This is a genomic window from Micromonospora sp. NPDC005171, assembly GCF_040608575.1.
In the GTDB taxonomy this organism is placed as follows: Bacteria; Actinomycetota; Actinomycetes; order Mycobacteriales; family Micromonosporaceae; genus Micromonospora.
Map to the genome: position 1 here is coordinate 1 of NZ_JBEXIM010000060.1, position 26,662 is coordinate 26,662.

General features: G+C 67.3%; 20 protein-coding genes and 2 pseudogenes. 16 read left to right on the forward strand and 6 right to left on the reverse strand.

What is annotated here, in order from left to right; all coding sequences use genetic code 11:
- Positions 1-1,614: 1,614 nt before the first annotated feature.
- Together ABZU74_RS32670 and ABZU74_RS32675 are read left to right on the forward strand one after the other, a co-directional pair.
- Positions 1,615-1,827 (forward strand): hypothetical protein, encoded by a 213-nt coding sequence (locus tag ABZU74_RS32670; protein WP_355432195.1) that lies wholly within the window; start codon positions 1,615-1,617, stop codon positions 1,825-1,827.
- A gap of 4 nt (positions 1,828-1,831) precedes the next feature.
- Complete coding sequence (locus tag ABZU74_RS32675) at positions 1,832-2,080, forward strand: hypothetical protein (RefSeq protein ID WP_355432198.1); 249 nt, start codon at positions 1,832-1,834, stop codon at positions 2,078-2,080.
- A 244-nt stretch (positions 2,081-2,324) separates the two neighbouring features.
- On the opposite strand, the gene ABZU74_RS32680 is transcribed toward ABZU74_RS32675, so the two are convergent.
- The 4 genes from ABZU74_RS32680 to ABZU74_RS32695 all read right to left on the reverse strand — a co-directional run bounded on the left by ABZU74_RS32680 (position 2,325) and on the right by ABZU74_RS32695 (position 6,346).
- Positions 2,325-2,777 (reverse strand): hypothetical protein, encoded by a 453-nt coding sequence (locus tag ABZU74_RS32680; RefSeq protein ID WP_355432201.1) that lies wholly within the window; start codon positions 2,775-2,777, stop codon positions 2,325-2,327.
- 464 nt (positions 2,778-3,241) lie between these two features.
- Positions 3,242-3,919: a GPP34 family phosphoprotein gene (locus ABZU74_RS32685; RefSeq protein ID WP_355432203.1), complete on the reverse strand. Its 678-nt coding sequence runs from the start codon at positions 3,917-3,919 to the stop codon at positions 3,242-3,244.
- Positions 3,920-3,929: 10 nt separating this feature from the next.
- Positions 3,930-4,943 carry an acetamidase/formamidase family protein gene (locus ABZU74_RS32690; RefSeq protein ID WP_355432205.1) on the reverse strand — a complete coding sequence of 338 codons (1,014 nt, stop codon included), beginning with the start codon at positions 4,941-4,943 and terminating at the stop codon, positions 3,930-3,932.
- The gene (locus ABZU74_RS32695) at positions 4,940-6,346 is read right to left on the reverse strand and encodes an APC family permease (protein WP_355432209.1); all 1,407 of its coding nucleotides are present in this window, start codon (positions 6,344-6,346) and stop codon (positions 4,940-4,942) included. Before ABZU74_RS32695 ends, ABZU74_RS32690 begins: the two co-directional genes overlap by 4 nt.
- Before the next feature lie 320 nt (positions 6,347-6,666).
- Between ABZU74_RS32695 and ABZU74_RS32700 the strand changes: the two genes are divergently transcribed.
- Positions 6,667-8,004 (forward strand): hypothetical protein, encoded by a 1,338-nt coding sequence (locus tag ABZU74_RS32700; RefSeq protein ID WP_355432212.1) that lies wholly within the window; start codon positions 6,667-6,669, stop codon positions 8,002-8,004.
- Positions 8,005-8,038: 34 nt separating this feature from the next.
- Positions 8,039-8,914 carry a DMT family transporter gene (locus ABZU74_RS32705; RefSeq protein ID WP_355432215.1) on the forward strand — a complete coding sequence of 292 codons (876 nt, stop codon included), beginning with the start codon at positions 8,039-8,041 and terminating at the stop codon, positions 8,912-8,914.
- A gap of 491 nt (positions 8,915-9,405) precedes the next feature.
- On the opposite strand, the gene ABZU74_RS32710 is transcribed toward ABZU74_RS32705, so the two are convergent.
- Positions 9,406-10,101 carry a RibD family protein gene (locus tag ABZU74_RS32710; RefSeq protein WP_355432218.1) on the reverse strand — a complete coding sequence of 232 codons (696 nt, stop codon included), beginning with the start codon at positions 10,099-10,101 and terminating at the stop codon, positions 9,406-9,408.
- Complete coding sequence (locus tag ABZU74_RS32715; RefSeq protein WP_355432221.1) at positions 10,094-10,999, reverse strand: hypothetical protein; 906 nt, start codon at positions 10,997-10,999, stop codon at positions 10,094-10,096. The genes ABZU74_RS32710 and ABZU74_RS32715 overlap by 8 nt, the downstream gene beginning before the upstream one ends.
- Positions 11,000-11,226: 227 nt before the next feature.
- Here ABZU74_RS32715 and ABZU74_RS32720 point away from each other — a divergent pair, with 227 nt between their 5' ends.
- The 12 genes and pseudogenes from ABZU74_RS32720 to ABZU74_RS32775 form a co-directional block, all read left to right on the forward strand.
- Positions 11,227-12,231: an NAD-dependent epimerase/dehydratase family protein gene (locus tag ABZU74_RS32720; protein ID WP_355432224.1), complete on the forward strand. Its 1,005-nt coding sequence runs from the start codon at positions 11,227-11,229 to the stop codon at positions 12,229-12,231.
- A complete protein-coding gene (locus ABZU74_RS32725) occupies positions 12,228-13,229 on the forward strand; it encodes a hypothetical protein (protein WP_355432227.1) in 1,002 nt (333 codons plus the stop codon). Before ABZU74_RS32720 ends, ABZU74_RS32725 begins: the two co-directional genes overlap by 4 nt.
- The gene (locus ABZU74_RS32730; protein ID WP_355432229.1) at positions 13,226-14,167 is read left to right on the forward strand and encodes a glycosyltransferase; all 942 of its coding nucleotides are present in this window, start codon (positions 13,226-13,228) and stop codon (positions 14,165-14,167) included. The genes ABZU74_RS32725 and ABZU74_RS32730 overlap by 4 nt, the downstream gene beginning before the upstream one ends.
- The gene (locus ABZU74_RS32735) at positions 14,148-15,050 is read left to right on the forward strand and encodes a phosphotransferase (protein ID WP_355432232.1); all 903 of its coding nucleotides are present in this window, start codon (positions 14,148-14,150) and stop codon (positions 15,048-15,050) included. The genes ABZU74_RS32730 and ABZU74_RS32735 overlap by 20 nt, the downstream gene beginning before the upstream one ends.
- Positions 15,047-16,174, forward strand: a complete 1,128-nt coding sequence (locus tag ABZU74_RS32740) for a glycosyltransferase family 4 protein (protein WP_355432235.1) — start codon at positions 15,047-15,049, stop codon at positions 16,172-16,174. The genes ABZU74_RS32735 and ABZU74_RS32740 overlap by 4 nt, the downstream gene beginning before the upstream one ends.
- Before the next feature lie 93 nt (positions 16,175-16,267).
- Positions 16,268-17,290 (forward strand): glycosyltransferase family 4 protein, encoded by a 1,023-nt coding sequence (locus ABZU74_RS32745; RefSeq protein WP_355432237.1) that lies wholly within the window; start codon positions 16,268-16,270, stop codon positions 17,288-17,290.
- Positions 17,291-17,306: 16 nt separating this feature from the next.
- Positions 17,307-17,984 (forward strand): histidine phosphatase family protein, encoded by a 678-nt coding sequence (locus ABZU74_RS32750; RefSeq protein ID WP_355432240.1) that lies wholly within the window; start codon positions 17,307-17,309, stop codon positions 17,982-17,984.
- A gap of 112 nt (positions 17,985-18,096) precedes the next feature.
- Positions 18,097-18,405: pseudogene (locus tag ABZU74_RS32755) on the forward strand (hypothetical protein); the annotation flags it as partial.
- 78 nt (positions 18,406-18,483) lie between these two features.
- Entirely contained in the window at positions 18,484-20,424 is a 1,941-nt protein-coding gene (locus tag ABZU74_RS32760; protein ID WP_355432243.1) for a BTAD domain-containing putative transcriptional regulator, read from the forward strand.
- A 570-nt stretch (positions 20,425-20,994) separates the two neighbouring features.
- The gene (locus ABZU74_RS32765; protein ID WP_355432245.1) at positions 20,995-23,514 is read left to right on the forward strand and encodes a DNRLRE domain-containing protein; all 2,520 of its coding nucleotides are present in this window, start codon (positions 20,995-20,997) and stop codon (positions 23,512-23,514) included.
- A pseudogene (locus tag ABZU74_RS32770) lies at positions 23,511-23,756 on the forward strand (DNRLRE domain-containing protein); the annotation flags it as partial. The gene ABZU74_RS32765 and the pseudogene ABZU74_RS32770, both read left to right, overlap by 4 nt.
- Before the next feature lie 3 nt (positions 23,757-23,759).
- A partial coding sequence (locus tag ABZU74_RS32775; protein WP_355432248.1) for a hypothetical protein occupies positions 23,760-26,662 on the forward strand: 2,903 nt, incomplete at its 3' end.

A 26,662-nucleotide genomic window follows, 5' to 3' on the forward strand; every position in this document is an offset into this window, starting at 1 on the left:
GCCTCAAGCGTCACCCCGTGCACGCCTGTGCCGTCGGAGCACCGGGGGCGCGGCCGGTAGAACCCGCCACTGCGGTCACCGTCACGTAGGGCGGGCGCTAGGCGTGCATGACTATCGAGTAGGTGAACATGCGGGATGTGCCGAGGGCTGCGGTGCTGGCGTGCGTCACCGCAGCTTCAGCACGAACGAGCATTGCTCCGAGAGCACTTCGTTCACCGCGCAGTGCTCTGCGGATCTGCGGATCAGTCGATAACGCCCTATGTCGCCTGGTGGGGGAGTGTGCGCAGGTCAAGGCGGTAAGGAGCCGTTGGTTGGCCTTGCCTTGCAACTGGGAGCAGATTGGGTGCAGGTTGGCGAAGTGGTCACCGCGCCCGAAGTGCTCACTGAACGCCGGACAGAGGCGAGGGCTTTGACCTGCAGTGATGCGGTCGATCGGTGCGTCGTGACCTCGCAGTGGATACCGAAGTGGTCAGGGCTCGCTGCTTGCAGCATTGCTCGTGGCCCCCGGTCACTGGTCGCTGATCGTCACAGTGTCTGGTCTGCTTTTCATCGATGTCCGGTCGTGCACTCCCGCCGTGCCGGACCAGTAGCTGGTCCCGTTATCTGAGACACCGATCCCACTCGCGGCGCCGTGAGCAGCGCATCCTTTGTGGTGATCTCTTCGGCGGATCCGAAGCCGTCAGCGCTGGCGCCCCGCTAAGGCTGTAGGGCGGCGGCTGCTCATGTCGAGTGAGTGCGTTCAGGGTGGCGGGAACCTCGATGAGGCTTGTCCAGGCGAACGCCTTGGTCCCTCATCCTCGGATGCCTTCGCCTGGCCCGAATGGCAAACTGTGGCGGTGGAGGGCTTTCGGTGTGCGAGCTGTGGGAACACGCTGAGCGTCCCGGTCCGGTTGGTGGAGCTGCCGGCAGGACCGCACTGGTCGCTCTTGGATTGTCATCACGTGAACCCGCCGCTGTTGGACCCCGGCACCTATGCAATCGACGAGACGGTGTATGGCCGTGATCAGGTCGCCGGCACCTTCGTCCTCTCACCTGGCGATGTACGTGGGACGCGCTTCATCCATGACCTTGTTCGCACGGGCTGCTGGTCGATGGTGGGCTGGGACCCGTCCGTGGCTTGCGGAGACTGTGGCGCCTTGGTCGCCTCCCGGACGGACGACTGCAGGGTGGCTCAGGAGACGCGCTTCTACCCAGCGATGGTTGTCCGGGAGCCGTGTGACGATGAGCCTGGCCGCGACACGGATCCTTTTTCGCTAATCGCCGACTGGGACAGCCCTGCGCCCGACACCAGACAACACGGCCGGGTCCCCAAGCCGGCCCGCCCTCGTCCCGAACTCGTTGCAACCCGCTGGGGACCAGGCTTGAAAGAGCACCTCTTTCGAGATGATCCGCCAGCCTGACCAGATGGCCAATCAAAGTCTGTACAAGATCCGGGGCGGTTCACGCCGGACACGACAACTTCGCCGTTTGGCCGGCGGTCGCCTTGGGATTATGGGACATCGTCGCCTGTCATGCACCACGGCAGCGCCGCCATTGGAGCGCTGGACCTGCAGCCTGACGGACCCCCGGATGTGGGGGCCTCCGGTGTCGTATCTCTGTGGTGGAGTGCGTGCCATGGATGTGCCATACGACTACTTCTGGGCCAACCACGACGCTGCGGCTGTCAGGTTGATGAAGGATTACGAGGGCGGACCGTTCGCCGCCAGCCGCGGCGGCATAGCTGTGGATGCGGTTGACCTGAAGGGCATCGAGCCGACCGTGACCCTCGGCAAGCTGGTGAGCCTCGTTCGACAGGTCGACTGGGATGTGAGGCCTGGTCGACCTTGAGTTGTTGTGGCGCGGGGAGGAGCATGACGGGCCGTGGCTGATGTCGCTGGACCGGGCCGCGCGGGACGCCCTCGCCTCTATCAGCAACGCCCAGGTGCTGGAGTTGTCGGCGCAATGGGGGCGGATCGAGGAACTGGCGTGGAGTGGGCCACCGTCTGACGACGAGATGCTGCCTGTGATCCAGAAGGTTGCCGCCCTTGCTCAGCGCGCCCGAGACGCGGGCGAGGATCTGTATTGCTGGTGCTGCCTGTGACTTACAAGGAGGCGGTGCCGGGCACGGAAAGGGGGGAGCAGTTGGGAGCAGCGGGGTGTCCTGAACGGCCTTGAAGTGCGTCCAACGGCGCCGAACGGCGCACAACTGCACCCACCCCTACCTGCGGCTCCACGTTCGCGCAGGTCAGAGTCGGTGCGGCGTCCCGTTTCACCGCGGAGTGCTCCGCGGACTTGCGATGCAGTCGACAACGCTCTATGTCGCCTGGTGGGGGAGTGTGCGCAGGTCAAGGCGGTAAGGAGCCGTTGGCTCTTTCGTAGGCGAGTAGTTCGCCGGTGCTGGGGTTGAGGATCAGCAGGAAGCGGATGTCGTCGGCGGTGGCGCTGACGCCGATGCCGGTTCGGCCTGCCCGGTCGGTGACCGAGGGGTGGTAGGTGATTCCGGCGGTGTCGCGCAGGACGGTGAGGATCGCGGTGCGGGCAGCTTGGTTGGGGGTGCGCCAGCCGAGCAGGCTCGCGAGGCCGCGGATGACGGCGGTGGGGCCGAGGAATCGGGGTTGCGTGGTGTCGATCTGCGCGGTGAGTGCCGTCGGGTCGGCGGCGATCGGTCCGATGGGTCCGTCCAGTTGGCCGGGGTAGTAGGTGCTGTCGTCGGTGGGCTGGTTGCCGCCGGGGTAGCGGCTGCGGATGACGCGGCCGGAGGCGTTGTCGGCACGCCAGCGTTGCTCTTCGAACAGCACGATCCGCGTGGTCGTGCTGTTGCCTGCGATCGTGGTGTCCGTGGCCCACTGGAGTAGATGGACGTAGGCGAACCCGCCTGGGATGGCATCACAGCCGGACGGCCCTGTCCCTACCGTCTCGAGGCCCTGCCGCGTCGGAGTCGACGCGGACAGACGCGTCGGCACCTGGTCGAGTTTCTGTTGGGCACGAGTCTTGAGCTGGGCCGCGGTCAGGGCGGCGGGCGACGGACACGGTGCCACGGCCGGCCGGGACGCGACGGTGCTTGGCGGCGAGGGTGGGGTTGGCACCGGTCCGGCGGTGCCCGTCCAGGTCGGGTAGCGGTGGCGGCAGCGAGCAGACCGAGCACACAGGCGGCGGCCATAGCCTTCATGGCTCCCCGGCCTACCGGGCGGGGCTTGTCGATCGGAGGTCGCACGGGGGATTGGTTGGTCACGGTGGGCTTCCTTGCGTTGAGCGGACAGGGTTAGCGGTAGGCGGCGGTGGCCAGGTCACCGACGGCGGCGTCGACGGCGGCGATGATGTCGCGCACCGGCTGGTAGTGCTGCGCGGCGATGGCCTTCAGGCGGCTGGTCATGGCTGGGGTGTCGTCGTCGAGGTAGAGGTGGTGGGTGAGGCCGAGGTCGGCGACGAGACCGGCGAGGGCGGCGGTGTGGTCGTTGGGTTGTTCGTGGCCGGCGGCGAGGTAGCGCAGGCGGGAGCGGGCGATGACGGCCCATTTGCTGTCGGTGGGCAGGTAGGTGTCGGCGCGTATGAGGCCGCCGAGGCGCCGTCGGGTGTACTGGCGCAGGATCCCGCCGGCGAACAGGCCGGCGCGGGTGCGGTCGTAGAGGTCGTCGGAGAACCCCCGCAGCCACCGTCGCAGCAGCGGGTGGGCGTCACGGATGGTGGCGGCCGCGGCGTCGGCGATCAGGTCCCCGGTCGGGCGGTCAACGTGCGGGTGTATCCGTTGGTGCCCTGCCGCGCGGGTGTCGTCGTTCGGGTCGAGGGTCACCCGCCCGGCCAGATACAGGTCGATCAGGACCGCGCCCGCGAGCCCGAGGGCGAGGGTCTGCCGGTGCACGTGGGGGTGCCCGGTGTCGTCGTCGTGGCCGAGGAGGAACAAGTCATCGCGCAGCGTCAGGCGCGGGATCGACGCGGTCATCGGCGGGTTCCTACCGCAGCCCGGCGATGAGTCGCCGCAACCGCTCGTGTGCCCCGCCATACGCCGGTCCCGCGGCGGGGAGCAGGGTTTTGTCGACGGCGGCCAGGACGGTGTAGTTGGGGTCGCACACGTTGCCGATCGGCGCCCGCCCCGCTTGCGACACGAGTTGGTAGGCGTCCAGGGCTTCCAGGCCGGTCAGGGCGCTGGCCCAGCCGACGAGGTCGTGCTGGGCAATGCGGTAGGCATCCTCCAGAAGCCTCGCGCAGCCGATCGTCAGGATGTCCCGGTCGGTCTCCAACCGCGGCCACCGGGTGCTGACGCCTTTGATGACGTCGATGGCGAGGGTGGTGGTCGTGGCGATCTCCACGCCGACGCCGCAGGCCTCGCCCTCGCCCTGGCGGGCGTGCCCGTCGCCGAGGGCCAGCATCGCCCCGTGGACATTCACCCCGAGGTAGAGGGTGGTGCCGGCGCGCAGGTGCGGGGTGTCGAGGTTCCCGCCGTGGGTGTCAGGCACGAGTGTGGATCGGGCTTCGAAGCCGCCGGGGGCGACACCGATCGTGCCGATCATCGGGTCCAGTGGCAGGTCCACGCTGTGGTCGCTGCGGGTGGCCTCGAACCGTACGGTCCCGGTCTGTCGGTCGATGCCGTACACCCAGACCCGCTCCTCCAATGGCGGTTGCAGGGTGGCGGTGTGGGCGGTGGAGGTCAGTGCCCCGAAGTGCGGGAACGTCGACGACACGCCCCAGTCCCGGGCCGGGGTGATGGCGGCGAGGTGGACGGCGAGGGTGTCGCCGGGCTCGGCGTCCTCGACGAAGAACGGCCCGGACACCGGGTTGAGGTAAGGCATGCGGCACACCTGCGACGGCAGGTCCGCCGGCCCTCTCACGAGACCACCGAAGCAGTCCTCCGTCACGACGGTGAACACGTCACCCCCGCGTACGTGCGCGACTGGCATCCGGCCGCCGAAGGTGTAGGCCAGCTCGTCGCGGGCGGGCCGGTAAGTGAACGTGTCCAAGCCGGTCACACCCGCTCCACGTGACGCGCCTGCGGCTGCGCGGGCGCCAACCCCGACAGGGCCGGCCGGCGGCCCGACAGGTACAGGCCAGCCAGGACGATGACGCCGAGGGTGAGCCAGGTCAGGCCGAGGCGTTGGGCGGCGATGTTGGCGTTGACCACCACCCACACCAAGATGGCGAAGCCGATCGCGGGCATGACCAGGTGCGCCCACCAGTTACCGCTGCGCTCCCGGATGAGGTGATGCACCACGACCGATACGTGCAGGACGAGGAACGCGACCATCGCCCCGAAGTTGATCAGCGACGACAGAAGGGTGATCCCATCCGCACGGGTCGCCATGTACAGGCCCAGTGCCAGGGACACCGCCCCGGTGAGCAGCGTCGCGTTGATCGGCACGTTGCGCCGGATCGACACCTTCGCCAAAAACGCCGGCAACTGCCGGTCCCGAGCCATCGCGTACAGCAGCCGAGACGTGGCGACCTGCGCGACCATCGAGTTCGGCAACCCCCACGCGATGGCTGTCGCGACTGCGCACAGCGTCGCCAGCCAACCCCCGCCAGCTACGGCGGCGGCGTCGTAGAACGCGGTCCCGTTCGGATCACCCTCAGCGAGAAGCCCGCCCGGGTCAGGGACGAGCATCGCCGCGAGCCATGTCTGCGCGACGAACAGCACCCCCGCCAGTACGAGAACTGCGGCCATCGCGCGGCCAATCTGCCGGGAGCCGCCCCTGGTCTCCTCGGCCAACATCGAGATGCCGTCGAAACCCAGGAAGGACAGCACCGCGATCGACACCGCCCCCGCCACCACCGACCAGGTGAACGTGTCGGCGTTGTAGAACGCCGCCCAGCTGAACCGGCCCCTACCCGAGGCAAGTGCCCAGCCGGCGACGGCCAGGAACACCGCCAAGACGATCAGCTCGCCGATCAGCATCACCCGGGTCACCGCGGCGGTCATCCGGATCCCGACCGAGTTGACGACGGTGTTGACGGCAACGAAGCCAACCAGCCACAGCCACACCGGGACCGACGTGACCGTCGAGTGCATGGCAACCGACGCCACCAGGTACAGCAGTCCCGGGACGAGGACGTAGTCGAGGAGGATCACCCAGCCGGCGAGGAATCCGACCGGTGGGCTGATCCCGCGGCCCGCGTAGTTGTAGACGCTGCCCGACATCGGGAACGCCCGCACCATCTGCGCGTACGAGAACGCGGTGAACACCAGCGCCACCACACCGATCGCGTAGGCCAGGGCCACCATCCCGCCAGAGCCGGCATAAACGCTGCCGAAGATGGCCATCGGCGCGATCGGCACCATGTACACCAGGCCGTAGGCCAGCAGGTCTCGAAATCGGAGCTGGCGCGCCAACTCCTGGCGATAGCCGTAGCGGGCCAGCTCGTTCTGCTCATACATCAGCAAACCTCTCTTTCCCTATCGATTGCTCAGGCGCAGTGCCAGGTGTTGGACGCCCACCCGGCTTAAGTGCGACGCCATCAGCGCGCGCCTTCGGCCGGTTCTGGATCGCGGGCTGCCAGGCAATGCCCCTATCAGCAGGCGATCTGCGTCGTGATCGAGGGTCGCGTTCATAGCGGAAAAGGTCGACCCCGATTGGTGGGGATCACCGGTCCGCCGGGACTCCACGGATCACGGGGAGCACTCGGGTGGTTGGCTTCCGTCACAGCGACGGTGATCGCTAACGTGCTACTCCCGGCGGCCCGGAGGAGGAGGTGCGCATGGCGAGGAGCGCGCGTAGTTACCAGCGAGAGGCCGACGAGCTTCGCACCAGCGGGTGGACGTACCGGCAGATCGCCTCGCACTGGCGGAAGCGATACCGCTTCAACCCGCGGGTGGCGTTCCGCCTCGCGCACGGTTTGACGCAGGCTGACGTGGCGCAGCGCTGGAACGAGCAGTGGCCCGACGCGCACGCGCCGAAGACTGCCAAGCAGATTTCGTACTGGGAAATCTGGCCGCGCTCGGCGGGCCGGGCACCGTCGTTGGACACGCTGAACAAACTGGCGTTTCTGTACCGGTGCGCCGCTGGCGACCTGCTCGGCGGCGAGGACCACAGCCACCTCGACACAGCGGCCATGCGCGCGAACGAACCGGAGCCGCACGCGGGCGTGCCGACCCGCGAGCGTATGACCGGCGCTCCGCTGCCCGCCGGCACGGTCCTGACCCGGGTCACCGATCGGATCATCGAGGACTTCGAGATCCTGACCGACACCTACCGGCATCTCGACTACCGGGAAGGCTCCGGCCGGGTGAGCGCGGATGTCGGCGCTCACCTGCACCGGATGCTGGAGGTCAGCAACCGCACGACCAGCGCTGGTACTCATCACCGGCTGCTGCGCGCGGCGGGTGACGCCGCCCAGCTCGCGGCTTGGCTCGCCATCGACGCTCAGCACTACCAGCAGGCGCACGGCTTCTGCCGGCTCATGATCTCGCTCGCGGAGAAGGCGAACGATCGCGCCCTGCATTCGTACGGTCTCGGCGTTCTCAGCCAGATCCACCTGCACCGCGGCGACGGCCGTACCGCCCTCAGCCTGCTGGGCACCGCACGTGACGTCGGTGGACAGGGCATGCCGGCCGCTGTCAACTCCTGGCTGGGTGAGGCAATCGGTGAGGCGTACGGCCTCCTTGACGAGCCTCGCCGGGGAATGACCGCCCTGGCCGAAGCCGAACGGGTTTTCGACGGCGTCAGCGCGGCCAATACGCCTGTCTGGCTGAGCTTTTTCAACGCCGATTGCCACGCCGCCCGACTCAAGGGTCGATGCCTGACCCGGCTCAGCCGTCCCACCGAGGCGACCCGCTCGCTCTACGAAGCGTTGACCCTGCTTCCCGCTGACTTCGTACGGGAGCGCTCCGGCACTCTCATCGACCTCGCGGTCGCGTACATGCAGATGAACCAGATCGAGCAGGCCTGCCATGCGGCCACCCAGGCTGACGTTCTCGCGCGCCGGACCGGATCCGAGCGCAACCGCAAGCGCCTACGGCAGCTCCTGATCGACCTGCTGCCTTGGACCGGCCTCGACTGCGTGCAGAGCCTCTACCGAGAGGTGCTGATTAACTAGAGCGCGTGCGTACGTCGACCCGCTCCGACCCGCTGTGACCCGCCGCTCCTGGATTGAACTGGGCATCCTGTCCGCCCTGTGGGGCGCGGTGTACCCGCTCATCACCGTCGCTTTGCGGGATCTCTCGCCAGCGCTCGTCGTCCTTGGCCGAGTGCTCCTCGCCGCGCTTCTGCTGCTTCCCCTCGCGATACGCCGGGACGCGCTTCGGCCCGTTTGGCGCAACCCTCGGGCGATCATCGAGACGGTGCTGGTGCAGTCCACTGCACCGCTGCTGCTGCTCACCTACGGCCAGCAGTACGTGTCGGCGAGCGTCGCCGGCATCCTCGTCGGTGCGCAGCCACTGTTCGTCGCGCTCCTCGCCCTCCGCTTCGCACCCGACGAGCGCCCGCAAGGTTGGAAGGGCCTGACCGGGGTGCTCCTCGGCCTGGTCGGCCTGGTCTTGCTTTTCGGCGTCGACCTGCGTGGAGGCCGGCTGGCGCTGCTCGGCGGCGCACTCATCCTCGTAGCGGCGGTCTGCTATGCCGCAGGCGCGATGCTGATACATCGCAGATATGCCGAGGCTCCGCCGCTCGGCGTCGCCACCTCCGCCATGCTCGTCACCACCGCAGCCGTGGTCGTGCCCGCCTCGGCGACGGTTCCAAGCAGATTGCCCGGCTCGGAAGCGACAGCGGCCCTGCTCGTGCTCGGGATCGCGTGCACGGGGGCGACACTCGCGCTCTTCTACAAACTCATCACCCAGATTGGACCTGCCCGCGCCGCGCTCGCCTTCTATCTCTCACCCGCGTTCGCCGTCGCCTTCGGCGTGGCCTTCCTGCGCGAGCAGATCAGCATGGCTGCGATCCTCGGGCTCGCGGTGATCATCGTCGGGTCCGTACTCGCCGCCCACCGTAGCGAGCCGACGCCCCCGTGATGCCTGTTTTCACTCCTGGACATGGCTCACCGTGTGGTGATCCCCGGGCGGTCTCGCGGCGCGTTTGGCGCAGCCTTCGTGTCCCGCCCTGGGCCGCCCGATGGGAGACAATCAATCCCGTGAAGGGCGGGCGTGAAGCTCAGAGGCTCTGCCGCTGCACCCGGCCGACCGCACCATAGATGATCTTGGCGTCGTCTTGGGGGTTCGCGAAGTTTGCCCGTATCGCCCGGTCCTCGTTCGCCTCTGCAAGTTCATGTTTGCAGGCAACTCCGCCGCTCAAGACGTAGCGGAGCGCATCCGCAGCACTGGGCCGCTGGACAGCGCCACGCTTGCCGCCGTCTGGCCGACGGCCGCTTCACCCGCCAGCTCATACCTCACCTACGCCCTCGACCCAACACGTCGGTCCGGCGATTGACAAGCGCGGGAACGTGCCCGGCTCTTACGTGATCAGCCGGAGTCAACGGCGGCGAGACGCACTCGACGGATGGCGCTCAGCCGATCGAGGCGAAGCGGTCGGAGAGGGCGTAGCGATGGAAAACGACGTCTCCGACCTGTCGTACCTCGGCGAGGCGGGCCCGGCTTGTTGATGTCCACGAGAACGACCCCGGGTTGACGAACCGTGGAGCGTCGGCCTCGCCAACGAAGAAGGGCGCCACGACAAGGTGTAGCTCGTCGGCAAGATCCGCCGTCAGCAGTGCGGTGTGTACGCTGCTGCCGCCCTCGACCAGGAGCCGAGCGATGCCGCGCCCGGCGAGGTCGGCCAATACACGCTGGAATGAGAGCGGGTCGCCGCCGTCGACGACCGTCGCCACGGACCCGAGGTGTTCCCGCTGCTTGTCGATCGCGTTGGTCTCGCAGTACACGATCTTCTCGATGTCGCCGGTGGTGAAAAACGCCGCGCCGGGATCGAGGTCGCCCCCGCGGCTCACCGTGACCTTGACCGGCGTGGCCGAGAGTCCGGCGGCGGTCCGGGCTTCGCGGCGGGCTTCAGACCGCACCATGAGTCGGGGGTTGTCTCGGCGGATGGTGTTGGATCCGACCAGGATCGCGTCGCAGGCGGCCCGCACCGCGTCGACCCGGTCGAGGTCCCGCTCATTAGATAGGATCAGGCGAGTGGGGCCGGCCGTGTCGATGTAGCCGTCGAGGGACATGGCGCACTTGAGCAGGACGTACGGGCGGTCACTCACGGATGTCACTCCTACGGTCTGTGGCGATGATCCGCTCGACGAGTTCAATGAACTCGTCAGCGGCGGCGCATGAGTCCAGCGAGTCGAATAGGTCCTGCGTAATCCACTCGCGCGATCGTAGATTGGTCCGCATTCGGTTGAGCGCGCTGCGGGCCGCTCCGCCTGTGGCGCCGTAAGGGATGATCTTCTTGTCCATGGAGACGGCAAGGTCGATCTCGTCCAGCGTGCCCTGGCCACCGCCGAACACGAGGACGTAGTCCGCGTTGCGGACGACGTTCGGATGGCCGAAGACGCCGACCGCCGCACCGAGGCTGGGCGGGCGGTAGTGATTGGCGATGTAGGTCATGATCTCGATGCCGACGCCTCGCGGTCCATGGTCGACGTCGAAGTGGTGGTTCATGAGCCATCGACTCACGGCGATGATGCAGCTGTCGATCGCCTTGTCGGCCGCGTCTGGTGATCGGCTTCCGCAGATCGAGATGCGCAGTGGTTGTTCGGATCGGGTGGGCCGGAACCACCCGGTTGTCACCGCGGCTTTGTCGCCAACCGGGGCCCCGCGCTGCTTCGGTGCGGTGAACGCGGAGATGGCCACATCGGCCGGGGCGAGGCCGAGCATCACGCGGGATTCGTCGGGCATGAGGAGCCCATCGGCGACGCGGGCAAGCACGTCAATGTCAGTGACGCGGGGGCCACGCGTTCCTCGGATGAAGTTCGATACGTCGGACCGGTCATGGCTGGTCAAGAGCGCGAGTTGGGTCTGCGTGCAGCCCGGGTGCGCTTCGAGGTAGATCTTGAAGAGGGTCCCGATCTCGCGGCGGGCCAGCGCGAGCCGCACGTCATCGCGCCGCCAGAACAGGAGCGAGACGCCGGTGACGTCGAACGTCTTGCGCCGAGCCACCCCGCCCCCCACTGGTCGTCGATCTGCGATGACCAGAGGGTAGTGGATTTCGATGGAAGTTCGCGTGACCTGGTCCCACCGCTTTGTTGTCCGCCGCCCGTGGACTCGGACCACGGGTCGCGTCAATTTCCTGATGTCATCGACAAGCCCAAACTCCCAAACGTGACCGACCACGCCGGACTTGCCGCGGTCGAGGTGACGCGAGTCGAAGGAGTTGAGGAGGGCACATGATTGATCCCGTTCTGCGGCTTGGCGCAGGTGGTGGGCTGAACGAGTCGACGATCGCCGTGACCGGTGGCGCCGGCTTTATCGGCAGCCACGTGGTCGCCCGGTTGCTCGCTGAAGGCGCGAGTGTCAAGATCATCGACGATCTTTCGACGGGCCGGCTCGACAACCTGCACAACAGCCTCGGCGCCGGCCTAACCGATGGGGACATTCGGATCTGTGACGTGCGGTCGGCCGAGGCCGCCGACGCTATACGGCTGTGGCGGCCGGAGATCGTCGTCCACCTCGCCGCGCAGTCGAACCTGCCAGCCTCGACACGATCGCCGCTCGTCGACGCGGACATCAACATCCGGGGAACGGTGAACGTCCTGGATTCGTGCGCCGAGGCGGAGACAGGGCTCGTCGTATACGCGGCCACCAGCGCGATCTACGGCACGGTGGACGGCGACGCCCTGCCTGTTGCGGAGACCGCACCGATCGCGCCGACCAGTCCGTACGGGCTGAGCAAGGCGACGGCACTGAAGTACCTCGACTGGTACCGAGATCACCGGAGCGTCGACTACACGGCGCTCGTGCTGGGCAACGTCTACGGGCCACGCCAAGTTGGCCCGATGTGCGGCGTCGTCGGCCTGATGGCGCAGGCCGCGATGGCGGGGGCGGACTTGGCAATCTTTGGCGACGGCTACCAAACGCGAGATTTCGTGTTCGTCGCCGACGTTGCCGAGGCGGTGACCGCCGCCTGCACCACTGGCGGCCTCGGGCTGGTCAACATCGCCTCGGGCGTCGAGACGACCATTGGCGAGATCGCTGGGTGGGTCTCTGAGGCAGCCGGCACCGGAGCTCCACAGCATGCCGATCCGCTGCCAGGTGAGGTGCGGCGCATGGCGCTGGACATCTCGCGGGCGAGGGACCTGCTCGGCTGGCGCCCCACGACCCCGCTCGTGGAAGGCGTCCGGGTCACCGTCCGGGCCGCGCGGCGGCGCGATTCGATCAAGGAGGCGTCATGAGCTACGCGCGTCGATTCGCGGTCGGGCCGGTCGAGGTGCAGGTGACCTCGAATGAAGAATCGGTCCTCGACTATCTTGGCGAGTTCTACACCGCGACGGGTGCCGCCTTGCCGGGCCACGGCTGGACGGTCGACGCTCAGGTTGGCTTGCCAGAACCAGATGCGAACACCAACCAGTGGGGCGTTTCCTGGCGGATAGACCGCTCTGACCACACGATCCATCTACGCGCCGGGGCCGCCGAGAGCCTCTCGATCACTGCCCGGAAATGCGTACGGGAAGTCCTGGTCGACTACTGCGAGCAGCAGCGGTACACAATGTTGCACGCCTCCGCTGTCGTCGATGAGGCCCTCACGATCGTTGTTGTCGGAGACAAGGGAAGCGGTAAGACCACGCTCGCACTGAAGGCCGCTCTCCGGCACGGGATGCGGTACGTGTCCAACGACCACCTGATCATGTACGGGCGTGACGGCGCGGGCACCCTCACGTTGACGTCGCTTCCCACGCTGATTCCGCTCAAGATCGGCACGTTTCTGGACCTCGAAAGCGCGTTGCCGGAGCCGTGGGATCGTGACGGGCTCGATGTCGAGGCATATCGTGCGTCGTCGAGATCCGAGGTCTATTCACTCGATTGGCGCGTGCTCTACACGTACCGCCGATTGGGTCACGACAACCCGATCACGGTAGACCTCGGCCCCCGCCGCTCCCCGGTTACGACGTTGATCGTGTTGGCGAACTACTCGCCGGGCGACGCTGGCGAACCCGAACCCGTCGCGGATCCCGTAACGGAGCTTCTCGCTCACGTGCGTACCGACTGGATGTTCGACCCGACGCTCAACCAGCGGTATCTTCCGCGGGCCGAGCGCGGCCGGGATGAGTACCTCGCGGACGCCCGCCGCATCGTCACCGCGCTGGCCGAGCGGTCGACAGTCGTTCGCTGGTCTCACCGCAGTGATCCGGCCCCGATTCTGGAGTTCGCCGCCAATCGGAGACTGGCATGAAACCCCTCGTCACCGTCGTAATCCCCACGTACAACCGACCCGGCCCTCTGCGGCATGCCCTGGCCAGCGTCGCCGCCCAGCGCGCCGTACCCGGCTCCGTCGAGGTAGTCGTCGTCAATGACGGCGGATGCCACGTGAGCACGGTCGCGAACGCAGCCCGCGAGCAGGGCCTCGTCGTCCGCCTCATCGATCTGGACCAGAACGGTGGTCTTCCTTCAGCGCGCAACGTCGGCATTCAGGTCGCACGAGGTGATTACCTCGCCTTCCTCGACGACGACGACATCTTCCTGCCCAGCCACCTCGGCACAGCCCTCGCAGCGCTGAGCACGGGGGATGCCGACCTCGCGTACACGGTGTGCGTCGTCCAGGAAGCGCGCGTCGACCCCACGAACCCGCCGGCATTCAGCACCCCTGCGACGTTCTCGTTCGATCCGGACCTGCTGTCGGTGGCCAACTTCATGCCGGTCCATACCGCGGTGCTTCGGCGCCCACCGGAGTCGGCCCGGTTTGACCCTGACCTTCCCGCGCTTGAGGACTGGGACATGTGGCTGCGTCTGGTCCACGAGCATCGTTACCGGTTCGTGCACGTCCCGGAGCCCACCGTTGTCTACCACCGCATCGCGAGCGAGGCCAGCATGGTCGGCGCGACCGTTGGCGATGGGCATGCGCTCGCCCACTTCGGGACCCTGACCGAACAGATGTGGTGTCGCTGGCCCGCTCGCACGCCCAAGGTGCAGCACTTCCGGCTGTACATCGCCGTCATGTATTGGCACTCGTTGGCGCGCCTGGCGGCCGGTCATGTGCTCAGTGACCAGTACTTTCAACGCTGCGTCGCAGAGATCGCCGCGGTCTGGCACGGGGAGCGCTCCGAGACCGGCCTTCGCCAACGGCTCATCGACTCGATCAAGGAGACCGCCGATGTCGCACACGCCGCCTGAGCTTCAGGGCTTGGCAGCCACGATTGGGCTGACCATCGACACGGTGCTACGGCGCACGGACAAGACCCTGCTGGCGCGAGGCTCGTTTCGCGGCGAACCGGCAGCGGTGAAATGTCTGATCGACCCGGACCCGTTCTGGGCGGCCAGGTGGCGGCATGAGCTGGACGTGTACGAGGTCTTCGGTGACACCACCCCGCCTGTCCGCGTTCCTCGGCTGCTCCATACCGACCGTGACCGGCTGCTGGTCCTGGAATGGGTCGACGCATCGCCCCTCGCGGTCGAACGCTACCCCCAGCGTGAGCTCGATACCCGGGAGGTCGATGCCGTCCTGGACTGCATCACCGCGTTGAATGAGTGGACCTACCCCGCCGTTCGGTTCTCGCCCACCTTCGACTACTCCGACCGCGTGGCTCGGTACCAGGCCAAGGGGTACCTCACTGAGGGCCAGCGAGAGGCTCTGGACAGTCTGCTGGCCCGCTGCGACGCGCTGGCACAGCTCAATCATGGCGACCCGCTGGCCAGCAACATCCTCCTCGATGCCGGCCGTTCCGACAGCGATGACGAGGCCGAGACCACGGCGGTGCTAGTCGACTGGGAGTTCACTGGACTGTTCCTTCCTGGCTTCGACCTTGCGATGCTCCACACCCAGGTCGGCGCGAGTACGCCAGTGATCCGCGAGCGCATCGAGGCGATCGTGAGTGAGACGGGCATCGAGGCCGCATTCGCGCTCAACCTCGCTGTGGTCCTGACCCGCGAGCTGCGCCTGCACCACGAACTGCCCGAGGACGACCCGGCCCGGACGCGGTGTCTGCCGATCATCGAGGCCGCCTGGACCTCGGCCAGCACCCGCCTACAACGGCTCGCCGCGGCGAGGCCGGCATGATCCACGTAGCCCTGGTCCACCGGGACCTCCACGAAGTGAGCCGCGGCGGCATCTGCACGCTCTACCGCTCCCTGGCCCGGCAACTGGCCGACCTGGGCGCATCGGTAACCATGATCACGCAGGAGTCACCCCACCCATTGCAGGCGAAGGATGTCACCGTCGTCTCGCTTCCCCGCACCGAAGACCTGGTTCAGCACCGCGAGGCCGTCGCCGACGCCCTCGACGCGGTCAGGCCCGATGTCATCGACTGTTCCACCTGGGAGGCGGAGACCCTGCGGTATCTCGCCAAGCCTCGCGAAGACCGAGCCCCGGTCCTCGTACGCGGCGAGTTCAGCGCGGCCCGCCTCGACGCGGGCGACCTCGCTCGCGACGAACACCAACTCGTCCAGGCCGCCGACCAGGTCATCGCCGTTAGCCAGTACGCGGCCCAGGATCTCGCGACGGAGTACGGCATTCCTCTGCCACTCGCGGTGGCCAACGGAGTCGACCGCGAACGGTTCCATCCTGGGAGGCCGACCACGCCCGCCAGCGGCTTCCACATCGACCTCGGGGCCGACGGCCACGTCGCAGGCCGCAGACCGATACCTGACGTCCTCGCGGCTGGAGAAACAGTCTCGCCATGGTCGCCCGATCCGGCGGGACGCCTCCGGCTCGTATGGGTCGGAAAGATCACGCCGATGAAGGGCTGGGACGTGCTCGAGACCGCCGCGACCCGGCTTCGGGACATCGCCTCCATTTCCGTGCTGCTCGGCCACTCACCAACGTTCGCGCCGGTCACATCAGCCAGCAGCGAACTCACCGTCCTTCAAGACCTAGACGACACCGACCTTCCGGGCCTCTACCGCGCGGCGGACTGGCTGCTGTCCACGTCGCGCTGGGAAGGCTTCGGCCTCGCCATCGCCGAGGCGCTCGCCTGTGGCACCCCGGTCCTGCTGCCAGAGCACCTCGGCACCGCGCCCGAGCTGCTCGCCGCCAGTGGCGGTTACACGTACCGCGACCTCGATCACCTCGCGGACATCCTGACCCGGGCCGAACGCCCGGCCGGCTGCCTTCCCGACCACTTCGACTGGGCAGTCAACGCGGCCGAAAGTCTCCGGCTCTACAGAGCGCTCGTTGGCAGGTGAGCCGTGCGAATCCTGCTGATCGGCCCACACCACGCTGGCGGAAGCATCCCGCCCTACCTCGACGTCTTCACCGCCGCGCTGCGATTCCTCGGCGTGCAGGTCGACCGCCTCGGCTCATCGGGTGTGCCCTATGACAAGGAGCAGGACCGATTCTGGACGGGCGAGCGCGTCCGCCAGGAGGCCGAGGGCATGCTTGCCGACGTCGACGTGAACACCTACGACCTGCTCTCCATCCACTTCGGAAACCTCGACGTCGAACAACTGCTACCCCAGCTGTGGCCGGCCCGCCGACCTCCGACCGTCTACCACCTACACAGCCTCGACTGGACCCTGTTCACCGACCACATCCCCGAGCCGGACCTGCGCGAGGCGGTGAACAGGGGAGTCGCCGGAATGGACGCCTTCGTGTGCTTCGGCGCCTACGGAGCCGAGCGCCTCGAGACCCTCGCTGGGCCCGACGCACCACGCCTTGTCTCCTGGCTGCCAACCACCATCCCATCGGGCACCCTGCCGAGATACCCGAAGGATCTTGCCGCAGCCCTGGAACCCTCGGGCCCCCGGCCGCTTGGCAGCCTCTACGGCTACGCCGCGCCCTGGAAAGACACCGAGAACCTCATCGCCGCATGTAAGCGGACGAAGGAACCCGGCCGCATGATCGTCGCGGGCCCGTTCTGGGACGACCCACCACAGGCAGGACTGGATCTCGCTGCCGAGGTCAAGGGCACCACGCACGGATCAACACAGCTGCGTGTCGTACCGACGTACCTCGATGCCGCCGCTCGGATGGCGCTCGTCACGGCGACGGACTTCGCGATCTTCCCCTACCGCTCCCAGCCGACCTTTCAGGGCAGCGGTGCCATCGCCGACTACCTCGCCTACGGTGTGCCCGTCCTCGCAACGGACGTTGCCAACATGGCCGAACTGATCGGCGATGCGGGAGTGGTCATGGAGCCTGCGAATCCCCAGTCGATGGCCGAGGCGGTCGATCGCTTCATCCACGATGTTCAACACCGTACGACCCTGGCCAGCACTGCTCGATGCCGCGCCCGCCGCTTCAGCGCCGTCCACCACGCCGCCCAGTGCCTTCGGTTCTACGACACCCTCATCAGACGCTGAGACGGAACCAGAGACCATGACACTCCCCGCTGAACTGATCATCGCCCGCCACGGCGAGGCCAACTGCAACCGCCAACAGATCGTCGGAGGCCCGCAAGGGTGTCGCGGACTGACCGACCGAGGCCGACGCCAGATCGAACGACTTGCCCAACGACTCGGTCAAGAGCACCACGAGCGTCCGATTCACGCCATCTACACCACGCCGCTGCGCCGAGCCCAGGAAAGCGCCGCGATCATCGGCGCCTACCTCAGCTTGGACGCCGAGACGGTCGCCGGCCTCGCCGAGCAGGACTACGGCACCGCCGACGGCCGGCCGTGGACAGACGTCGTCGCTGAGTACGGGGATATCCCTGCCCTCGATGCGGACCGTCCGCTCGCGGCCGGCGGCGAAACTTGGCGGGACTACCTGCATCGGGCCAGCGTCGCCATCGGCGAGATCACGACCCGGCATGTAGGTGAGCGCGTCCTCGTCGTCGGCCACGGCGAAACCATCGACGCCGCCTTCCACCACTTCCTGGCCGTGCCCGTCGCCGTTCGGGCCTCCGCGGCTGTCGCGGCGTACCACGCGAGCGTCACGAGCTGGGTGCAGCAGCCGCTCTCGTGGACCCGGCCCTCCGTTGGTTGGCGATGGACCCTCACCAGCCACAACGACACCCGGCATCTGTCCGCAGATGTAGAGATGACCGAAAGTTAGCGGGTCTGTCTGCGGTGCCGACCGCCTCGCCGGTGTCTGGTGACCTCGCGAGGAGCCCGGTAGGTTCGGCTATCCAGCACTCTCACTTCCATCGAATGGGGATGCCGGCCGCGTGTCGCATATCGAGAAGATCGTCGGAGAACTCCGCGCGTTGATGACCGGGGTCGAACGCGCGCAGGGGTTGGCAGCCGCCGCGGACAGTCAGGCGCAGGAGGTGGCGTTGCGTGCCGCGGGCGCGGGCTTCGTCGCCCTGGCGGCGGGTGTGGCGCGGGTGCGCAGCGCGATCACGGGCATCCAGGGCGGCCTGGGAAGTCTTGCCGGTTCGATCGGTGAGGCGACGAAGGCGACAGCGGCGGTGCCGAACGAGGCCACCCCGCAGGAGACGATCGCCGGGCTGGCGCCCGTGCAGCGTGCCGTGGACGGACAACCGAAAGCGCTTTCTGTGGCATTTCCGTTACGTCGACGCGCCGCTCCGTTACATTGATGTTCATCACCTTTGTTGGCCGTCGGAATGTCTTGTTGTGCCGTGAAGGGCCCGTTTAGCCTGGGCGCGCGCTCGAAGGTCAACGGGGGGCATATGCAGCTGGGGATTCGGCTTCTAGGCAACGTAGAGCTGAGCGTGGACGGCCAGGCCGTCACCCCGGGTGCGGGGAACCGACGGGCGGTTCTCGCTGGGCTCGCGCTGGCGGCGAATCGGTCCGTGTCGTTGAGCAGGCTGGCCGAGGTCGTCTGGGCCGACACCCCGCCGGTGTCCGCCGTGGCGAATCTCCGTTCGCACGCAGCCGGACTTCGCCGGGTGCTGGGCGACCGGTTGGTCGCGCGCCCGAACGCATACGAGTTGCGACTGGCGCCGCATGAGCTGGACGTCATCGAGTTCCAGCGGCTGGCAGAAGAAGGTCGCAGCCGGCTGGCCACCGAGGATCCGATGGGCGCTATTCCGACGCTCACCGCAGCACTAGCGCAGTGGCGTGGCGCGGCCGGCGACGGCCTGCCGCGCGGCACCGCGCTGGACAATCGTTGGGCGAGTTTGAATGAGGAACGGCTTCAAGTGTTCGAGGAGCTGGCTGAAGCGCGGTTGGCGGCCGGGAGGCACGCGGACCTGCTGTCCGAGCTGCGCGAACACCTGGCGGCTCACCCGCTGCGGGAGCGGGCGTGGGGGCAATTGATGCTCGCACTGTACCGATGCGGAGATGTTCCAGCCGCACTTGCCGCCTATCGGGACGCGCGCGCCATGATTGGCGAGCAGCTCGGCATCGAGCCGGGTGAGGAACTGGATGTCCTGCATCGGGCGATACTTGGCCGGGCACCGGAGGTTTCGTATCCCCAGCCGCCCGCTGCGATCGTCAAGGCGCCGAATTCGGCCGTCGAGGCCAGGTTCGACGGTGTCGTCGGCTGGACCATGCCACGTGAGCTCCCGGCGGACGTGGTCACCTTTGTCGGCCGTACCGCAGAGACCGCGGACGTTGTGACGACGGTGACTGCCGCTACCCCGGCCGTCATGGTCGTCACCGGCCCGGCCGGCAGCGGCAAGACGGCGGTCGCCGTGCGCGCCGCCCACGTGGCGGCCACCGACTTCCCCGACGGGCAGATATTCATTGACCTCGGGTACCGGGCATCGGTGACGCCGGGCGAGGTGCTGGCCCGGGTGCTGCGCGCGCTGGGTGTCTCGCCGGCTGACGTGCCCGACGGCGCCGACGAGCGGGCCGGACGGTTGCGCTCACTTGTCGCCGGACGCCGGCTCCTGCTGGTCGTGGACGGCGTCACCCGGCCGGCCCAGGTACGGCCGCTGCTGCCCGCCGGACCCGGTCCAGCCCTGATCGTGGTCGGTCAACGGCACCTTGGCAATCTCGACGGGGTGCATCGGGTCGCCCTTCCGCCATTGAATGCCGCTCGGGCACGGGATCTGCTGGTCGCCCTCGCCGGACCGGACCGCTTGGCAGCGGATCCGGCCGGCACCACCGAACTGGTCCGGCTCTGCGCGGGGTCGGCGCTCGCGCTGCGAATCGTCGGTTCGAGGCTGGCGAGGTGGCCGGGGATGTCGGTAGCGACACTGGTTGGCCAGCTGGGGGATGGCCGGGACCGACTGGACGTGCTGACGTACGAGGACCTGTCGGTGCGGGCCAGCCTGGTGACTGCTGTGGCGGTGGTTCGCTCCGAGAACGAGGTGGCCGGTCGGCTCTTCAGGCTGCTGGGCGCGTCTCCGGAGGCCCCAGCGGTGGTTGACCGGACCGCCACGCAGCTCGGCGTCCCTAGCCAGCGGGTGCGCAAGGCTCTTGAGGACTTGGTCGAGGCGCATCTGCTCTACCGGGACGGGCCAGGCAATTACCGACTTCCCGCACTGGTCGGCGAGTATGCCGCCGAACTGGCCGCCGCGCCGTCGCCCTCAGTGCATCCATCGATCAGCGGCACGCCCATCACCCGGCTGCCCAGATCGGCCTGAGGCCGGGCCTCTTCACCTATAGCCCAGGCTCGCGGTGGCCGAACTGCACCTCGCGTCCGGTCAATAGCAAGCAGTGACATCGCAGCCCCTGGCTAGGCCAGAACCGGGCGGTGCGCTGGGCCCAACTGAGTAGGCCTGGGCTGCGATATGGCTGTCATCGGTGCGGGTGAGGTGGTCTCCCGTTGCCCCGGGGCGCTGCGTCGTCATGGCCACTGCTGGTGTTGCGCTGACGTTCGTGTCATGGCTTGGTCGTGCCGTCGCCGACTACCGGTGCCCACCGAGGCGCGCCGGCGCCCCTCCGGATCCTGGCAACGACCGACGTCGATGTCATGACGGTCTTCTTGCTGTCATGTTCGCTGACGAAAGTCCTGGATTGCGAACGGTTTCAGCATCGACAGGAATAGCACCCGTCGGCGATCGAATATCTCCAATATATGAGATCGTGTATGACCCCTCGGGATCCTTACCCATCGTGTCTACCTGCAGACCGGAGGGTGACGGGTGAAGAAGACAGTGAGGGGTCCCCTGATCGGGGGTCTGGTGCTGGTTATGGTGGCGACGCTCGGAGGGATGGAGGTCCTACCGGACCAGGATCCCCAACGCGCCGACCAGGCGGCTGGCGCCGAGGACGAGGGCCTGCTGTCTCGGCTCGGTCGAGCGGCGGGCGGTCTGGTGGACGGTGGGCCGCGTAAGGCGAAGCCGGAGGTCATCAGCGCCGGGCTGGCGGTGAACGAGAAGCCTCCAGCGGCGAAGAAGTGGCCGCCGCAGAAGCGGGTCAAGGAGTTGACCGGCAAGCGGACCGCCAACGGTAAGGTCTACCAGCTCTCGGACGGTCGGACGCAGGCCGAGATCTCGATGGTGCCGCTGCACTACCGCGACGCCAAGGGCACGTTGCAGACCATCGACACCCGGGTCCGTCCGGTCAAGGACAAGGGCTACGTCCAGGGCAACCGGACGAACACCTTCACCAGCCTGTTCGGTGACAGCTCGGATGAGCTGGTCCGCTTTGAGCAGGGTGGGCGCAGCATCGAGCTGGGTCTGCAGGGCGCGGCGAAGGGCGTGACGCCGACGGTGTCTGGCTCGACGGTGACCTACGCCGGCGTGGCGGGTGGCGCGGATGTCGTGTACGACGTCACCTCCACGGCGCTGAAGGAGAAGATTGTTCTGCGCCGGGCCCCGAGCGGACCGGTGTCGTACACGTTCACGTTGGACACCGCCGGTCTCACCGCACAGCAGCGGGCGGACGGCTCGATCGCGTTCGTCCCGCGCGCCGGCGGCGAGCCGGCGTTCGTCATGCCGGCACCGTTCATGTTCGACGCCAAGGACGACAAGGCGTCCCCGGTCGGCAAGGTGTGGAGCGACAAGGTCACCCAGACGGTGACCCAGTCCGGCGGCCGGTCGACGATCACGGTTACCGCCGACGGCGGCTGGCTGGCCGACCCCGCGCGGGTCTACCCGGTGGTCATCGACCCGACCATCAAGGTCCAGCCGGTGCCGACCGACGCGCAGGACGTGCAAATCTACTCCGCCGACCCGGCCCACGCGTACGGGCAGGACACCACCAAGTGGCCGTTGTCCGTCGGCACGTCGGGTTCGGGCAAGTGGCGCTCGCTGGTCAAGTTCGACACCAGCCTGGTTCCGGCGAACACCACGATCGACGATGCGCGCCTGGAGATGTACTACTCCCAGACGCATACCGCCTGGCAGTACGACGTGCCGATCGAGGCGCGTCGGGTCACCGCCGGGTGGGACGAGGACTCCGCGACCTGGAACTCGATGTACAACAAGGTCGACACCGGGCCGGCGGGCAACTTCGTGACCGTCGACGACGGTAACACCGGCTCGTCGGCGCAGGGCACCTGGACGGCGTCGACGAGCGAGTTGATCTCGGAGGCGGTCGGTGCCGACTATCGAGTGAACAAGGACGCGGTGACCGGGGAGACCTACACCTGGACGCCGACCCTCACCGAGGCCGGTGACTACAAGGTCGAGGTGCACTACGTCGGCGCCTTTGACCGGACCGACACCGCCAAGTACACCGTTCACTCGTCGGGTGGGAAGAGGACCGACTACACGATTGACCAGCGGACGCCTGACGAGAAGGGCGCCTGGAAGACCCTCGGCATCCACCACTTCGACGCCGGCACCACCGGCAAGGTGGTGCTCGGCGACGTCGCCAACGAGGTCGTGATCGCCGATGCCGTGCGGTTCAGCAAGCAGGGCGCGGTGAAGGACGCGGCGAAGTCCAGCGCCTGGCTGTCGTTCCCGGTGCGCAGCGTGGTGCAGCAGTGGGTCAACAAGACCCAGGCCAACTACGGCTTCTCGCTGCAGGCGAAGAACGAGACGACCCTCGGCCAGGGCGGCCCGGTCTTCGAGGCGTCGGAGTACGCCTACGCCAACGACCGGCGCGACTACAACCTGCCGAAGCTGGTCGTCACCTACGGCCGGCCCGGTGTGGCGGTGAACCCGCCGACGACGGTCACCTCGACCGGGGCAGTGTTGACCTGGCCCGCTCACGGTGATCCGACGCCCACCACGGTCGACAACGACGACATTGTCGAGTACCAGGTGCACCGCAGCGTGCACCAGAACTACACGCCGTCCGGCACGACGCTGATCGCGCCGGTATCGTCGAGCACGCTGACGTATCAGGACACCACGGCGGTGCCGACGGCGGCGGACAACACCGACCCGATGGACCGCAAGTTCTACTACTACATGGTCGCGGTCAAGACCCGGGGCGGGCAGATCTTCGCCGGTCCGACCCAGCCGGCGATGCTGCCGAAGGCCGGCCAGATCACCCGGATCTACCGGACCGCCGGCACGAACGCGACCGGCACCGACGGCGTCATCGACACCACACTGTCGAAGACCCGCTCGACCGAGAACGTCGACGTCTACGACGGTGACCCGTACGTCAGTCCGGGCAACAACTCCGACTACTACGGCGACACCCGGGGCCTGATCAAGTTCCCCGCCCTGGCCGGTGTCCCGACCACCGCGCAGGTGGTCGACGCCCAGTTGAGGATGTACAACACCTACCTCTACCCGGCACCGACACCGACGAATACGTTGACGTCCACAAGCTGACGACGGCGTTCGACGAGAGCAAGGCGACCTGGAACACCAGCAACGGCACCACCGCGTGGCTCACCACGGGTGGTGGCGGTGACTACGACGCCAGCTGGAAGGCCGCCTTCAACGGGTTCACCAACGACCCGGAGTGGGCGAACTGGAACGTCACGCCCGCAGTCCAAGGCTGGCTCACCGCGCCCAGCAGCAACAAGGGCTTCCTGCTGCGCCAGCGGGACGAGACGAACCTCACGGCGCGGGCGATGCTGCTGTCGTCCGAGGCCGAGGAGCCGCTGCTGCGGCCGACGCTGGAGGTCACCTACCTCGAACAGACCGCCGAGTCGACCTACTACGCCGCGTCAACGCCGCAGGTGCTGACGCCGAACGCCACCTACACGCTCCCGGTGACCGTGTCCAACCCGACCCTGGCGGCCTGGAACACCACGGACTGGGAGCTCTCCTACGACTGGAAGCGGGCCGACGGGACCGACCTCGACGATGAGAGCTACGAGTCGCGTACCGCACTGCCGAAGAACGTCGCCCCGGGCGCCACGGTGGACATCACCGCCCAGGTGAAGACCCCACCGTCGTCCAGTGACGGCAACAAGCGCGCCGAGTACGTGCTCAGCTGGGATCTGCGCAGCAAGATCGACGGCCGCAAGCTGTCGGCGTCCACCCCGATCAAGGGGCTGCCGCAGAACGTGGCGGTGGAGGAGCCGACCTCCGACCAGCTGGGTCTGGAGAAGTTCTACTCGTACGCGGGGAAGAACACCGGTGCCGGCGGCACCCTGATGAACAACCTGTACGCCGGCAACACCGTCTGGTCGTACAACGCGTTGAGCAACCCGTCGCGGGGCCTGTCGACGTTCGTCCGGATGTCCTACAACTCGCTGGACACCACCGACTCGGTGGCCGGGGCCGGCTGGTCGCTGCAGGCGTCGTCGATGATGCGCCTGGGCACGCCGTTGGACTTCCACCCCAACCCGAACCCGACGAAAGTCACCCTGACCGACGGCGACGGCACCAGCCACTGGTTCACCTGGGACACGGCCACTTCCCAGTGGAAGAGCCCCAAGGGCGTGCACCTGTACCTGGAGAAGACCACCGCCCTCGACTGCAAGCCGAACACCCAGGAGCGGCGGGCATGGCGGCTGACCAAGCCGGACCGGACCCAGTTCTGGTACGACTGCGAGGGTTTCCTGTCGAGTGTGGTGGACAACAACGGCAACGAGATGCTGTTCACCTACGAGGAGCGCAAGTCCAACAACAAGCCGACCAAGTTCCTGCGCTACATCACCGACGCGGCCGGCCGCAAGACCCTGACCATCGACTACTACGCCAAGGGCCAGACCTACGACTACATCAACGACACCACCTGGGCCCGGGTGTCCGGTGCGACCAACCTGACCAACCCGAAAATCATCGACCACGTCTCGCAGATCACCGACATTTCCGGACGCAAGCTGACCTTCACTTACACCGACAAGGGTCTGCTCGGCGAGTTGGTCGACGGCGCCGGCTCCACCAACGGCGCACCAAAGACGTTCAAGTTCGCCTATGACATGACACAGGGGAACAAGAACGTCAAGCTGGTCAAGGTCACCGACCCGCGGGGTAACGCCACCAACCTGACGTACAACTACCCGCAGAACGGTGACGACCCGAAGTTCCACTGGACCACCAAGTCGTACTCCGACCGGCTCGGCTACCCGACGGCGTTCGCGTACACCGATCCGGACGGGCCGCAGGGCCAGACCCTCAACGCGACGGTCACGGATGCGGAGAACCACGCGACGGCCTACGTGATGGACGGCTACGGCCGCCCCACGCAGACCACCAACGCCAAGAACCAGGTCACCAAGCTCGAATGGGACGGCGACCACAACGTCACCAAGCTCACCGAGGACAACCAGGCCGTATCGACCTGGGCGTACGACGCCAAGACCGGCTACCCGACGGAGATCAAGGACGCCGAAGCGGTCAAGAACGGCACGGCGGGCACCGTGCTGACCTACCAACGTCAGCTCAACGGCTACGTCGCCGACCTCACCGAGAAGACCAGCCCCGAAGGCCGAAAGTGGACCTTCGGCTATGAGCCCGACGGCGACCTGGCGAGCGTCACCGACCCGATGGGCAACTCGACCGCGACGGCCGGGGACTACACCACCACCAACACCTACGACGCCTGGGGACAGCTCGACACCGCGAAGGACGCCAACGGCAACTCCACCAAGTACAGCAGCTACGACGCCAACGGCTACCCGCAGACGATCACGGACGCCCTGACCAGGGCGACCACCTTCGTCTACGACGTCCGCGGCCAGGTCACCAAGGCCACTGACGCGCTGGGCAAGAACACCACCCAGACGTACGACACCTTCGGCCGACCGCTCGACAGTAAGACGCCGAAGGACCAGGCCGCCGGGGTGTTCATCACCACTCCGGCACCGACGTACGACGCGAACGACAACGTCACGCAGTCGACCGCGCCGAACGGGGCCGTCTCCACGGCGTCCTACGACGCGGCCGACGAGCTGATCTGGGCGAAGGCGCCGGTCGACGTGGCCGGCGACCCGGAGCGCTTGACGTCGTTCACGTACGACAAGGTCGGCAACCTGCGCACCACGACCGAGCCGAAGGGCAATCTCAGCACGTCGGACCCGACCGACTACCTGACGACCAACGTGTACGACGAGATCTACCAGCTGGCCTCGGTGACGAACGCCGAGGGCGACAAGATCACCTACCAGTACGACAACGTGGGCAATGTGGAGAAGGTGGTGGACCCGCGTAAGAACGCGACCACCGACACCCTCGACTACACGTCGACGATGACGTACGACCTCGCGCACAGAGTCACGAAGGCTACGGACGCGCTGGGCAAGTTCACCAGCAGCGCCTACGACAAGGACGGCCTGGTCACCGCGAGCACCGACCAGCTCGGCAACACCACGCTGACGACCCTTGACCGTCGAGGCAAGCCGATCGAGGTCAAGGTGCCGTACCGGAGCGACGCAGGCACCATTTCGTACCGGGTCACCAAGTACGAGTACGACCAGATGGGCAACACGACCAAGGTCATCAGCCCGCGGGGTGTGGCGACCAGCGACGACCCGGACGACTTCGCCCAGGTCACGGTCTACGACGCGCTGAACCGGGTGAAGGA

Excerpts from the sequence above, each read along its gene's own strand:
- ABZU74_RS32670 (WP_355432195.1), top strand. The coding sequence starts at position 1,615 with ATGGATGTGCCATACGACTACTTCTGGGCCAACCACGACGCTGCGGCT.
- ABZU74_RS32685 (WP_355432203.1), bottom strand. The coding sequence starts at position 3,919 with ATGACCGCGTCGATCCCGCGCCTGACGCTGCGCGATGACTTGTTCCTC.
- ABZU74_RS32695 (WP_355432209.1), bottom strand. The coding sequence starts at position 6,346 with ATGTATGAGCAGAACGAGCTGGCCCGCTACGGCTATCGCCAGGAGTTG.
- ABZU74_RS32700 (WP_355432212.1), top strand. The coding sequence starts at position 6,667 with ATGGCGAGGAGCGCGCGTAGTTACCAGCGAGAGGCCGACGAGCTTCGC.
- ABZU74_RS32720 (WP_355432224.1), top strand. The coding sequence starts at position 11,227 with ATGATTGATCCCGTTCTGCGGCTTGGCGCAGGTGGTGGGCTGAACGAG.
- ABZU74_RS32725 (WP_355432227.1), top strand. The coding sequence starts at position 12,228 with ATGAGCTACGCGCGTCGATTCGCGGTCGGGCCGGTCGAGGTGCAGGTG.
- ABZU74_RS32730 (WP_355432229.1), top strand. The coding sequence starts at position 13,226 with ATGAAACCCCTCGTCACCGTCGTAATCCCCACGTACAACCGACCCGGC.
- ABZU74_RS32735 (WP_355432232.1), top strand. The coding sequence starts at position 14,148 with ATGTCGCACACGCCGCCTGAGCTTCAGGGCTTGGCAGCCACGATTGGG.
- ABZU74_RS32740 (WP_355432235.1), top strand. The coding sequence starts at position 15,047 with ATGATCCACGTAGCCCTGGTCCACCGGGACCTCCACGAAGTGAGCCGC.
- ABZU74_RS32750 (WP_355432240.1), top strand. The coding sequence starts at position 17,307 with ATGACACTCCCCGCTGAACTGATCATCGCCCGCCACGGCGAGGCCAAC.
- ABZU74_RS32765 (WP_355432245.1), top strand. The coding sequence starts at position 20,995 with ATGGAGGTCCTACCGGACCAGGATCCCCAACGCGCCGACCAGGCGGCT.